This window comes from Haloarcula limicola (genome assembly GCF_010119205.1).
GTDB lineage: Archaea > Halobacteriota > Halobacteria > Halobacteriales > Haloarculaceae > Haloarcula > Haloarcula limicola.
Map to the genome: position 1 here is coordinate 1,173,323 of NZ_WRXM01000001.1, position 12,307 is coordinate 1,185,629.

At 70.0% G+C, this 12,307-nt stretch carries 8 protein-coding genes; 3 read left to right on the top strand and 5 right to left on the bottom strand.

Translation table 11 applies throughout. From position 1 onward, the window contains the following. Nucleotides 1–74 precede the first annotated feature (74 nt). Both mobA and GO488_RS06015 read right to left on the bottom strand, forming a co-directional pair. The gene (gene mobA, locus GO488_RS06010; RefSeq protein ID WP_162316877.1) at nt 75–659 is read right to left on the bottom strand and encodes a molybdenum cofactor guanylyltransferase; all 585 of its coding nucleotides are present in this window, start codon (nt 657–659) and stop codon (nt 75–77) included. 1 nt (nt 660) lies between these two features. Next, nucleotides 661–1,980 (bottom strand): MFS transporter, encoded by a 1,320-nt coding sequence (locus tag GO488_RS06015; RefSeq protein WP_162316878.1) that lies wholly within the window; start codon nt 1,978–1,980, stop codon nt 661–663. A 570-nt stretch (nt 1,981–2,550) separates the two neighbouring features. Between GO488_RS06015 and nasA (GO488_RS06020) the strand changes: the two genes are divergently transcribed. Further along, a complete protein-coding gene (gene nasA, locus GO488_RS06020; RefSeq protein ID WP_162316879.1) occupies nt 2,551–4,680 on the top strand; it encodes an assimilatory nitrate reductase NasA in 2,130 nt (709 codons plus the stop codon). Between the two features lie 38 nt (nt 4,681–4,718). On the opposite strand, the gene nasA (GO488_RS06025) is transcribed toward nasA (GO488_RS06020), so the two are convergent. After that, the gene (gene nasA, locus GO488_RS06025) at nt 4,719–6,764 is read right to left on the bottom strand and encodes an assimilatory nitrate reductase NasA (RefSeq protein ID WP_241692920.1); all 2,046 of its coding nucleotides are present in this window, start codon (nt 6,762–6,764) and stop codon (nt 4,719–4,721) included. A gap of 329 nt (nt 6,765–7,093) precedes the next feature. Then, on the bottom strand, nt 7,094–8,068 hold the full coding sequence (gene moaA, locus GO488_RS06030; protein WP_162316881.1) for a GTP 3',8-cyclase MoaA: 975 nt from the start codon (nt 8,066–8,068) through the stop codon (nt 7,094–7,096). A 78-nt stretch (nt 8,069–8,146) separates the two neighbouring features. Here moaA and GO488_RS06035 point away from each other — a divergent pair, with 78 nt between their 5' ends. After that, complete coding sequence (locus tag GO488_RS06035; RefSeq protein ID WP_162316882.1) at nt 8,147–9,337, top strand: molybdopterin molybdotransferase MoeA; 1,191 nt, start codon at nt 8,147–8,149, stop codon at nt 9,335–9,337. 18 nt (nt 9,338–9,355) lie between these two features. Here GO488_RS06035 and GO488_RS06040 read toward each other — a convergent pair whose 3' ends face one another. Continuing rightward, nucleotides 9,356–10,234 carry a molybdopterin synthase gene (locus GO488_RS06040; protein ID WP_162316883.1) on the bottom strand — a complete coding sequence of 293 codons (879 nt, stop codon included), beginning with the start codon at nt 10,232–10,234 and terminating at the stop codon, nt 9,356–9,358. Between the two features lie 74 nt (nt 10,235–10,308). Between GO488_RS06040 and GO488_RS06045 the strand changes: the two genes are divergently transcribed. Next, nucleotides 10,309–12,168: a molybdopterin biosynthesis protein gene (locus GO488_RS06045; RefSeq protein WP_162316884.1), complete on the top strand. Its 1,860-nt coding sequence runs from the start codon at nt 10,309–10,311 to the stop codon at nt 12,166–12,168. Nucleotides 12,169–12,307: the final 139 nt, after the last annotated feature.

Sequence of the window (12,307 nt, forward strand, 5' to 3'; positions counted from 1 at the left end):
CTACGGTGTTCGTGGCTCACCGCTTATGGCTGGCGTTCGCAGGCCGGGAAGACGAGGAAAGATGACGAACCGATTCAGGTCCCGCTGGACTGCGCGGCAGTGAGATCCTCGCGCGTGTCGATGTCCCGCACCGCGCGGACGGGAGCGGGGCTGGGGACCGTGACGACCGAGAGTCGGTCCAGCAGGTCCGTCAGGGCGCTGGAGCCGAGCCCGAGGGTCGTATCGGCCGCCTCGACCGCGGCGTCGGCGCGATAGACACCGGCCAGCGGGCGCAGTCGGTCGCCGACGCGCGGGACCGCGCCGTCGTCCTCCGCCGCCGCGAACAGTCGCGACACCAACTGCGGTCGGACGAACGGCATGTCACAGGCCGTGACGAACGTGAATCGGCCCCGCGCCACGCGACAGCCGGTTCGGATGCCCGCCACCGGGCCGCCGTCGGGCACCGGGTCGACGGCGAAGCGGTGGTCCACGCCGTCGAGGGCCGTCGCGATGGGCTCTCGTTGCTCGTCCCGGCAGTTGACGACCACCTCGTCGACCACGCCGTCGACGCGGTCGACGACGCGGCGGACCAGCGGGTCGCCGTCGAGTTCGGCGGTCGCCTTATCGGTCTCGCCGAACCGGGAGGAGTAGCCGCCGGCGAGGACGACTGCCGAGCGCATCTCAGTCGCTCCCGCTCGTGACCTGCTCGGGTTCGCCGCCGCCGACGAAGCCGGCCGTGTTGGCGACTTTCGCTACCTCCGGGCGGAACACCCACGCCGACAGCAACACGATGGGGATCATCGACGCCGCGACGACGGAGTAGCCGAGGTGGAGGTTCGCCAGCCACGGGGCGGAGTAGACCAGCGGGAAGAGGATGCCGCCGACCGTGCCGACGCCGCCGACGACGCCTGCGACCGCGCCGGAGCTGTTGGGAAACATCGAGGGGACCATCGCGAAGATGGAGCCCTCGGCGAAGGCACAGGCCGTGCCGACGAGGAAGCCGACGACGACGGCGTTCAGCAGGACGCCGGAGAGACCGGCGAGCGTCATCGCGAACATCGTCACGACGATGAAACACAGCGTGACGAACGTCCACTGCTCGCGGTAGCGACCGCGGAAGAACGGCAGGATATCTTTCTCCTTGCGCGCGAGCACGTCGCTGACGTAGCCGCCGATCGGGCGGAGCAGGCCGGCCGCGACGGAGAACGTCGCGGCGAACGTGCTCGCGAGGACGAGGTTGTCCTGGTTGAACGCCTCGCGGTAGTAGGTGGCGAGCCAGCCGTTCATTGACAGTTCGAGGCCGAACGACATGACGTACGCGAGCGCGAGGACGACGGTCCCATAGCGCGTGGCCGTGTGGAGCCAGTCCCTGAAGCTCGCGTTGTCCTTGGTCGCCTGGCGCTTCTCCTCGCTCTTTGCGGCCTCTCCGAGCGTGTAGTACGCGACGGCGAGGAAGATCGAGACGACGCCGGTGTAGAAGAAGGCGGCGCGCCAGTTCGTCGAGAACAGCGGCCCGTTCCACCCGGAGCCGAACACGCGCGGGAGGACGAGCGCGCCCGCCGCGGCCCCGGCGTTGCCGACGCCGGCGTAGATGCCCTCGGCGAGGCCGAGGTTCTCCTCTTCCCACCACTCGGCGACATGCTGGATGCCGATGACGAACGTGATGCCCGCCGTCGCGACGATGATGCGCGTCACGAAGAACAGCGAGTACGTCTCGATGAACGCGCTCGCCATCGAGAACACGCCGACGTACGTCAGCACGATGGCGAAGATCGCCGGCGCACCGTACTTATCGGAGAGCCACCCGGTGAGCATCCGTCCGAACGGTGCCATCCAGATGGCCGAGCTGGCGAGGATACCGATCTCGGCCGTCGTCAGCCCGAACTCCTCGGCCATCGGCCCCGTGAACGGCGCGAAGGAGAACCAGATGAGAAAGGAGAAGTTGAACCCGATGGTGGCGAGCACGAGCGTCCGGTACTTCGTCATCCTGATCAGTCCCATGCTATCGCCTCCGCGGACGTGACCGAACGACCGGTTCCGACCGTATTGGATTGTACTTCACGAACTTTACTGCCCTTTTCCACTACGTTCGAACACATTAGTACGAAATACCCTAACGAACAGGGGACAATAACGGTGCCTATTTACAAAATCACAACTTTCCTCCCGCAGACGTACATCCGAACAATCTCGCCGTTTCGCTCCGCGTACTGAGAGCGTTTTTTGGAACATCCGGAAACTCGGTGCCGCAAGTGTGCAATCGTCAATCGCCCGCGGCGTCGCCGCGGGCGTCGAGACACCGAGATCCCCGTAATCGAGAGGCTGCGGCGGTATTCGTCGCGATTCGAGCAGAATATTCCAAATTCGCACCACTATCCAGTATATTTTCGTGTAACGAAAGGGTTATTCGCCCACTCTCGAAACAATAGCTAACCTACTGTCCTATATTATGCACGAATGTGAGAACGTCTTTCGCACTCACCGTCTCGTCAGATCCCCGGCCTGCGAGTTCCTCCGCCGCGCCGTCGGTGACTCGGCGACTGACTCAACGCCAGCGCTCCCGCGTGAGAGATGACTCACTGGAAGCCAACGACCTGTATGCGGTGTGCGGTCGGCTGCGGCCAGCACCAGCGCGGCGTCGACCAGGGGTACGGCGTCGACAAGGTCCGGGGCGACTACGACCACCCCGCGACGGCGGGACTGTCCTGCGAACGCGGCATCAGAGAGACCGAGAACCCCGACGGCGAGTGGCTCACGGAGCCGCTCATCCGCCGGGGTGACACGCTCAGACCCACCTCGTGGGAGCAGGCGCTCGGCGTCGTCGCGGCCGAGTTCATCCAGGCGATCGCCGACGACCCCGACAGCGTGGCGGTCCTCGGGAGCGGCCAGCAGACCAACGAGGCCGCCTACGCGCTGGGGAAGGTCGCTCGCGGCGGCATCGGCACCAGACACTTCGACGCGAACACGACGCTGTGTATGGCGAGCGCGGTCAGGGCATACTACGACGCCTTCGGCAGCGACGCGCCGCCGCCGACGTACGACGACATCCCCGAGGCGGAGACCCACGTCGTCTGGGGGGCGAACCCGGCGGTCGCCCATCCGGTGTTGTACCGGTGGATCCTCGACAGCGCCGCCGACGCGGACAGCCGGCTGGTCGTCGTCGACCCCGTCGAGAGCGAGACGGCCGCCGACGCCGACCAGTACGTCGCGCCCGACCCCGGCACCGACCTCGAACTCGCCCGCGCCCTCCTCGCGCGACTTGTCGGCACCGACCGAATCGACCGGGCGTTCGTCGACGCCTACACCGAGGGGTACGACGAACTGGTCGACTCGCTCCCGGACGCCGCGAGCGCCGCCGAGACGGCCGGCGTCTCGATGGCGACGGTCGACGCGCTGGCCGACGCCTTCGCGGACCCGACGCTGCTGTACTGGGGGATGGGCGTCAACCAGAGCACGAACGGCACCGACGCCGCGCGGATGCTCGTCAACCTCTGTCTGGCCACCGGGAACCTGGGGCCGGGGACCGGCCCGTTCTCGCTGACCGGACAGGCCAACTCGATGGGGGCTCGGGTCGTCTCCTCGAAGGAGACGTGGCCGGGTCAGCGGCCGTTCACCGACCAGGAACACCGGGCGACGGTCGCCTCGACCTGGGGCGTTCCGCTGAGTCGACTGCCCGCCTCCTCGGGGCCCGGGCCGGTCGGCATCGTCGACCAGATCAACCGCGGCAACGTCGACGTCTGTTGGACCGTCGCCACCAACCCCGTCGCGGGGATGCCCGACGCCACCAACGTCGAGCGCTCGCTCGACGACGTCTTCCTCGTCGCGCAGGACGCGTTCCGGTCGGAGACGGTCGAACACGCCGACGTGGTGTTGCCCGCGGCGACGTGGGGCGAGACCGAGGGGACGACGATGAACATGGAACGGCGCGTCTCCAGGGTCACCGCCGTGAGCGACACCGTCGACGCCGTCCGGCAGGACCTCGACATCATCGCGGCGCTCGGCAACCGCATCGACGAGGACCTCTTCGACGAACCGCCGCTCGACCCCGAGACCGTCTTCGACGAGATCCGGTCCCTGACTGAGGGGACCGTCGCGGACTGCTCGGGCATCACCTACGACCGCCTCGACGCGGAGCTGGCCGTCCGCTGGCCCGCCCCGGACGAGGAGACGCAGGGCGGGTATCGTTACTACGAGGGGAGCGAGAGCGGTAGCACCGACGAGGGCGAGTCGTGGTCGTTCCCCACCGACTCCGGGCGGGCGTGCTTCTCGGCGGCGACCTACCGCGGCCTGCCGGAACCGACCGACGCGACCTACCCGCTCCTCCTGACGACCGGGCGACGGGCCGGCGCGTACAACACGGGCGTCCGGACCCGCGAAACGGCCAGCGAGGTCCCGACGGCACGCATCCATCCGGAGACGGCCGGCCAGTACATCGACCTGCTGGACCGCGGCCGGACCGTCGTCGAATCGCGCCGCGCGCGAGTCACCGTCGACCTCGCGCCGGACGACAGCGTCCCGACCGGTGCCATCTGGATGGACGTTCACAATCCAGCGGTGAACGACCTGACGGTGCCGGCGGTCGACCCCGACTCGAATGAACCCAACTACAAGCAGTGCGCCGTCCGTCTCGCGTCCCCGGACGCCGGCCCGACGGTGACCCAGAACGGCCTGCCCCGAACCGGCACGCTCGACGGCGACTGAAGAGGGGGCCGAACGTTCGAGCCGCTCTCGCCGACCGCTCAGTCCGCGGTCGCCGGCGGCAGTTCCGCCTCGGGTGCGGTGAGCCTGACCGCGCACTGCTTGAAGTGCGGTTCCCTCGACTGCGGGTCCAGTTCCGAGAGCGTGAGCCGGTTGGTCTCCGGATGGTGGATCGGCAGCCACACCATCCCCCGAGGGACGCCCTCGTCGGGGTCGAGGCGAGCGGTCGCGGACCCGCGCCGGGAGACCACCGCGAGACGGTCTTCAGTCACGTCGTCGGCGTGCTCGTCGACGGTGTCGGGATGGACCCGGGCCACGAGGTCGCCGGCGGCCCCGCCGCGCGACCGGACGCCCGTGTTGTAGCCGTCGGCCTCCCGCGCGGTCGTCAGGGTCAGCGGGTAGTCGTCGTCGGTCGGTTCCGGCAGGGCGGCCTGCCGGCCGGTGGAGAACTGTGCGTTGCCCGACACCGTCGGAAATGACCACGACTCGCCCTCGTCGGTGTCGGCGTCGTAGTAGCGGTACCCGCCGGCGCTCTCGACGTCGGGCGCGGGCCACCGGACCGCGTGAGCGTCCTCCAGCCGGTCGTAGGTGATGCCCGAGCAGTCCGCGACGGTCCCCTCGGTGAGCGCGGTGAACTCCTCGAATATCGATTCGGGGTCCGGCGACGTGCTCTCGAAGAGGCCGAACAGTCGCGAGCCGATGGTAGCGATGATGTCGAGGTCCGGTCGGACGCCGCTCGGCACCTCGGTCGCCGCCCGGACCCGCGAGATGGTCCGCTCCATGTTGGTTGTCGTCCCCTCGCTCTCGCCCCACGTCGCCGCGGGCAACACCACGTCGGCGAGCTCGGTCGTCTCCGTGTGGAAGGCGTCCTGCGCGACGACGAAGGCGTCGCCGAGCGCCTCGCGGGCGGTGTCGGCCTCCGGCATCCCCGCAACGGGGTTGGTGGCGACGGTCCAGACCGCGTCGGGACCGGCTTCGAGGACGCCGACCGGTCCCGGCCCGGGGTCGTCGGGCAGGCGGTCGACCGGCACGTCCCAGCGGTCCGCGACGGTCCGGCGGTGATTCGGGTCCTCGAACGCTCGCTGTCCGGGCCACGACCCCTTCGAGGAACAGACGCGGGTCCCCATCGAGTTGGCCTGCCCGGTCAGCGAGAACGGGCCGCCGCCGGGCCGGAGGTTGCCGGTGGCGAGCGTCAGGTCGACGAGCGCCCGCGCCGTCTCAGTTCCTTGGACGTGCTGGTTGATACCCATCCCCCAGTAGACGAGGGCTTGCTGGTCCAGCGCGTCGGCCAGCAGGTCCACCTTCGCCGTCGGGACGCCGGCCGTCTCGGCGGCGCGCTCGGCGTCGGGCAACACGTCGAGCAGCGCGTCGAAGCCGTCGGTGGCCGATTCGACGAACGCCTCGTCCACGCGGTCGGTCTCGACGATCCGAGCGAGCACCGCCCGCGCCAGCGCGAGGTCCTTTCCGGGGTCGGGCGCGACGTGGTGCTCCGAGTTCTCGGCCGTCTCGGAGCGCACCGGATCCACGACGATGATCTCCACGTCTTCCTCGTCCGCGGCCTGCCGTATCCAGCGGAACATCACGGGGTGGGCGACCGCCGGGTTCGCCCCCCAGACGACGTGGCGGTCGGCGTCCTCGATGTCGGCGTAGGTACACGGCGGGGCGTCGCTGCCGAACGCCTGATAGTACGCCGTGACCGCGCTCGCCATGCACAGCGTCGTGTTCGCGTCGTAGTTGCGCGTCCCGAATCCGCCGCGGGCCAGTTTCCCCAGCGCGTAGGCGGCCTCGTTGGTCTGCTGGCCGCTCCCGAGGACCGCCACGCTGTCGGGGTCCCGTTCGTGGGCCTCGCGCAGCCCCTCGACGGCGCGGGCCAGCGCCACGTCCCACGTCGTCTGCCGGAGTTCGCCGCCGCTGCGGACGAGCGGGCGCGTCAACCACTGACCGTCTGGATCCCTGCTCTCCTGAATGCCGCGGGCACAGGCCAGCCCCTGATTGACCGGATGGGCGGCGTCGCCGCGGACGGTGTCGATCCCGTAGCCGATGTCGGCCGCCTGCTGCACGTGACCGCAGCCGACCGCACACCGCATACACGTCGTCGGTACCCAGTCGCTCACGGGCGATCACGCGCCGGTCGGGCGCACGACCGTCCACGCCGAAAAATGATTTCGATACGCTCGTTCACCATTCTACTACAAGGGTAGAAGAAACAAGAGTACAAAACAGTATTCCTTGACGAAAGTATCTGTCTGGAGATTTCGATGGACGTTTGTCGATTCGGGTTCGGAAACGTCGCGACTCCCCGGCCGGATTGGCGAAACGTTGCGTTCGCGGGCGACGCTTCGAACGTTCGCAGGCCGAACGCGCCGCTGTCGGATAGTCGTGTCTACCGGCGTAGGTCGGTCTACGAGGCCCGCAATCAGTCGTCGGCCGTCGGCGGGTCGTCGAGATACCTCTCGTTGACGACCCACTCCCCGTCCTCCTCGACCATGTACTCGCCGTAGTACGGGACGCGGTTCTCGACCGTCTCGCGGAACGTCTCCCGGATCTCCGCCTCGGTCATCTCGCCCATCGACCGCAGGTCGTCGTTGCGGTTCAGACAGCCCTTGAGATAGCCGTCGTGAGTGACTCGGACCCGGTGACAGTTGGCGCAGAACTCCTCGTTGCCGACCGGGTCGACCACCTCGACCATCCCGCCGTCGATGAAGTACCGCGAACGACCGTGCATCTCCCGCTGCTCGATGCGGTCGGCCTGCCCCGCCAGCCACTCGTGCATCGCCGCGGTGTCGACCGCCCAGTCGGCGTTGCCGACCAGCTCCGGCATGTACTCGATGAGCTGGAGGCGCAGCCCGTCGTTCTCGGCGACGTGGTCGACCATCTCGGGGAGGTACGGTTTGGTCCCCTGAAAGACGACCATGTTGAGCTTCACCGGCGCGAGGCCGGCGTCGAGGGCGGCTTCGACGCCCTCTATAACTTGCTCGTAGGCCCCCGACTGCGTCACCTTCGCGAAGTCGTCGGGGTCCAAGGCGTCCTGCGAGACGTTCACTCGCTCCAGCCCGGCGTCGACGAGCTCCTCGGCCCGGTCCGGCAGGAAGGTGCCGTTGGTCGTCATCGACACCTCCAGTTCGTCGGGCGTCCGACGGACGATCTCCGTGAGGTCCCCCCGGAGCATCGGTTCGCCGCCGGTGAACTTCACCGCGTCCACGTCGAATTCCGCGGCGACCTCCAGGAAGCGGACCACGTCGTCGGCCGACATCTCGTCGTCCTGCGGGTCCATCGGGCCGCGCGTGTCGCCGAGCCCCTCGTTGTGGCAGTAGACGCAGTCGAAGTTACACCGGTCGGTCAGCGAGACGCGAACGCCGGTGACCTCCCGTCCGAACTGGTCAGCGAGCATCCGATTCCTAGTCCGGTGGCCGCGGGGAAAAGTATCCGGGTCGGTGCCATTATTATCTCGCCCGGCCCAGCCTCCGCCATGACCGACCGCCAGGACGCCGGGTTCCGCGAGCACACGCCGCTCTCCGAGGCGCTGGCCCGCTTCGACGAGCAGGTCTCCCCCCACGGGCGCACCGAAACGGTTCCGGTGGCCGAGGCCGACGAGCGCTGGCTGGCGGCCGCGCTCACCGCCCGTCGGGACGTGCCCGGCGAGGCGCGCGCGGCGATGGACGGCTACGCGGTCCTCGCCGAGGACACGCTCGGTGCCAGCGAGCGCGCGCCGGTCGTCTTAGACCGGAACGATCGCGCGGGCCAGGGCCGGGCCACGCCGGTCCACACCGGGAGCGAACTCCCCGCGGGGGCCGACGCCGTCGTGAGAGTCGAACGGACCGAGGACCGGGGCGGCGACGTCGCGGTGCGGGCGACGGTCGCACCGGGCGAAAACGTCGCGCCCGCGGGCGAGGACGTGGCCGCGGGGACCGACCTCTTCGGAGCGGGCCACCGACTGACGCCCGCGGATCTCGCGGTCGCCAAGAGCACGGGCCACCAGCGACTCACCGTCGCCGAGCGGCCCCGCGTGAGCGTCGTGCCGACGGGCGAGGAACTGGTCGAGGACGACCCCGGCCCGGGCCAGACCGTCGAGACGAACGCGCTGATGGTCTCCCGACTGGCCGAGCGCTGGGGCGGGACCGCGACGTACCGCGACATCGTCACGGACGACGCGAACGCGCTGGGGGAGGCGATCGAGCGGGATACCGACCACGACGTCGTGGTGACGACCGGCGGCTCCTCGGTCGGGGAACGCGACCTCTTGCCCGAAGTAGTCGACGACCGCGGCGAGATGCGCGTCCACGGCGTCGCCATCAAGCCCGGCCACCCCCTCGGCTTCGGCGTGGTCGACGGGACGCCGATACTGGTCCTCCCGGGCTACCCCGTCTCCTGTCTCGTCGGTGCCGTCTCCTTCCTCCGGCCCGCGATAGCGTGGCTCGCGGGCGCGGAACCGGACCCCATCGCCGAGACGACGGCGACGCTGACCGAGCGGATCCACAGCGACCTCGGGACGACGCAGTTCGTCCGCGTCGGGCTGGACGACGGCGACGCGACGCCGGTGCGGGCCTCGGGCGCGGGCGTCCTCTCCAGCGCCGTCGAGGCCGACGGCTGGGTCGTCGTCGGCCCGGAGACCGAGGTGCTCGACGTCGACGCGACGGTGACCGTCGAGCGCTGGCCCTAGCCGTCTCTCCTCGACTCGTTAGTCGTGGCTGTGTTCCTCGTGCTGGTGCGCCCAGAACTCCCCGTCGACCGTGACCTCCTTCTTGAACAGCGGGACCTCGGCCTTCAGGCGGTCGATGCCGTCCTCGACGGTCTCGAAGGCCTCCGCGCGGTGGCCCGCGAGGACGACGACGAAGACGATGTCCTCGCCGGCCTCGACGACGCCGGTGCGGTGGTGTAACACTACGTCGTAGACGCCCTCGCGAGCTTCGAGTTCCTCGCTGATCGCCGCCATCTTCTCCTCGGCGACGCCGTCGTACTTCTCGAACTCCAGGAACTCCGTCGCCGCGTCCTCGGGACCGTCGCGGGCACGGACTCGACCGGTGAACGTGGCGATGGCCCCCGAGAACTCCGCGTCGGGCGAGCGCTTGGCTCGCCGAACGAGCGATTCGAGCGTCTCGTAGGGTTCCGTCTCCGCGAGCGCGTCCAGTGCCGCTTCGACGTCCACCGAGTCGGCGTCGGGCGCGCGCTGGAGTATCTCGCCCGCGTACTCTCGCCCGTCGCTGTCGTCCGCTGCGTCGCCTCCCTCGCCGCCCAACACGACGGTCGGCAGAGTCGCGTCGCCGTACCCCTCGACGAGCGCGTAGTCGTACTCGGGCGCGAAGCCGTCGAGCAGGTCCGAGAGCGACCGGTTCTCGCCGGTCGCGAACCACGACCCGTCGCTCGTGACGCCGTAGGTCTCCCCGGCTCCGGCCGCTCGGTGGCGGGCCGTGTCCTTCCCCTCGGTGTCCACGTCCGGGTCGCAGTCGATGTGTTTCACGGTCGCCACGCGGCCCTCCTCGGCCAGCCGCTCGGTGAGCCGTTCGACGAGCGTCGTCTTGCCGGCGTCGGACGGGCCGACGACGCGAAGTACGTGCATACGACCGGCAACGCCCTCGGGGAACATCAGCCCTCGGCTCCGGGTTTTTAACTCCGCCGCGGCGAAGGGCGACCATGACCGAACGCGCGAACCGGCGGGAACTCGCCGATCTGGAGACGGCCCGGACGACCATCGCCGAGTTGGGACTGGGAAGCGAGGCGACGGCGGTCCCGCTCGACGACGCGCAGGGGCGGACGCTGGCGGCGGCGGTGTCGGCCGACATCGACGTCCCGGGGTTCGACCGGGCCGCGATGGACGGCTACGCGGTCCGGGCGAACGACACCGTCGGAGCGGGAGAGGCGTCGCCGCTCGAACTCGCCGTCGCGGGCGAACTGCACGCGGGCCAACCGCCCGAAGCGGCCGTCGGCGAGGGCGACGCCGTCGAGATCGCGACCGGAGCCGTGATGCCCGAGGGCGCGGACGCCGTCGTCGTCGTCGAACGGACGAGCCGCGACGGCGACCGGGTCGCGGTCCGGGACACCGTCACGCCCGGCGAGAACGTCCTGCCGGCGGGGGCCGACGTGGCCGTCGGCGACTTCGCGCTGAGCGCGGGCACGCGGCTGACGCCCCGAACCATCGGGCTGCTGTCGGCGCTCGGCGAGAGCTCCGTCCCCGTGCGAGGGCGGCCCGAGGTGGCCGTCGTCTCCACCGGCGACGAACTCGTTCCCGCCGACGAGCCCCTCGACCACGACGCCGGGCAGATACACGACGTGAACACGCCCGCGATCATGGCCGCCGTCGCCGCCGCCGGGGGCGAGGCGGTCCGCTTCGACAGCGTCGGCGACGACCGCGAGGCGCTGGCCGACGCGCTCTCTCGGGCCGCCGAGACGGCCGACTTAGTGCTCACGTCGGGGTCGACGAGCGCCGGGAGCACCGACGTGCTGGCCACGCTGGTCGAGGAGCGCGAGGACACCGAGTTGCTGCTGCACGGCGTCGACATCCAGCCGGGGAAGCCGACCGTCGTCGGCCGCATCGCCGGGACGCCGTACGTCGGTCTGCCGGGCTACCCCGTCTCGGCGCTGTCCGTGTTCCGCGTGCTCGTCGCGCCGGCGATCCGCGCGGCGACGGGCGTCCCCGCGCCCGCGATGGAGACCGACGCGGAGCTGGCGACCCGCGTCCGCCACGAGGGCGGGCGCTACCGACTGGTCCCGGTGGGACTCGTCGCCGACGGCGACGGCCGAACGCTCGCCTATCCCGTCGACAAGGGCAGCGGCGCGACGACGAGTCTGGCCTACGCCGACGGCGTCGTCACCGTCGCCGCCACCACGAACTACGTCCCGAGCGGCGAGCGAGTCACCGTCGAACTGTTCGACGACGAGGCGCGCCCGCCCGCCCTGCTCTGCGTCGGCGACCGCGACCCCGTCGTCTCGTCGGCCCTCTCGGGGGTCGAGCGCGTCCGCTACCTCGCTCGCGGAACCCAAGCCGGAGAACAGTGGCTCGCCGACGGTATCCCCGACGTGGCCGTCGTCGCAGGCGACCCCGAAGACGGGACGGCGCTGGCCGCGTGGGACCGCGAGTGGGGCCTCGCGCTCGGCCCGAACGCCGACCTCTCGGGACTGGACGCGCTGATCGACGGCGACGCGACCGTCGTCAACGCGGCCCCCGGAACGGGACTCAGAGCCGCCTTCGACGACGCGCTGGCGGCGCTGGGCGAGGAGCGCGGACGAGCGAACCTGCGAGACGCCGTCGATGGCTACGGCGTCACCGCTCACGGCCTCGACGGGCCGGCCCGCCGCGTTAAATCCGGCGACGCCGACGCCGCGCCCGCGCTCCGGCCCAGCGCCGCGTCGCTCGGCCTCTCCTTCCTCCCGCTCGGCACCCAGCGCCTCACCGTGGTGGCGCTGCCCGACCGGCGCGAGAAGGACGGCGTCGAGTCGCTGGTCGCGGCGCTCGATGAGGTCGAGAAACTGCCGGGCTACGAGCGAGTGGAATAGCGATTCGCGGTCATCCATCAACGCCGATAGTCCGCCCGTATCTCGACAACAGAGAGCCAGATAGTCCCCTTTCAGTCCCATCCTGTAGCTAATCGATCAGCCGACGCGGGTGGGACTGAAAGGGGCCGTGCCGTCGCCG

Excerpts from the sequence above, each read along its gene's own strand:
- mobA (WP_162316877.1), bottom strand. The coding sequence starts at position 659 with ATGCGCTCGGCAGTCGTCCTCGCCGGCGGCTACTCCTCCCGGTTCGGC.
- nasA (WP_241692920.1), bottom strand. The coding sequence starts at position 6,764 with ATGCGGTGTGCGGTCGGCTGCGGTCACGTGCAGCAGGCGGCCGACATC.
- GO488_RS06045 (WP_162316884.1), top strand. The coding sequence starts at position 10,309 with ATGACCGAACGCGCGAACCGGCGGGAACTCGCCGATCTGGAGACGGCC.
- GO488_RS06040 (WP_162316883.1), bottom strand. The coding sequence starts at position 10,234 with ATGCACGTACTTCGCGTCGTCGGCCCGTCCGACGCCGGCAAGACGACG.
- GO488_RS06015 (WP_162316878.1), bottom strand. The coding sequence starts at position 1,980 with ATGGGACTGATCAGGATGACGAAGTACCGGACGCTCGTGCTCGCCACC.
- moaA (WP_162316881.1), bottom strand. The coding sequence starts at position 8,068 with ATGCTCGCTGACCAGTTCGGACGGGAGGTCACCGGCGTTCGCGTCTCG.
- GO488_RS06035 (WP_162316882.1), top strand. The coding sequence starts at position 8,147 with ATGACCGACCGCCAGGACGCCGGGTTCCGCGAGCACACGCCGCTCTCC.
- nasA (WP_162316879.1), top strand. The coding sequence starts at position 2,551 with ATGACTCACTGGAAGCCAACGACCTGTATGCGGTGTGCGGTCGGCTGC.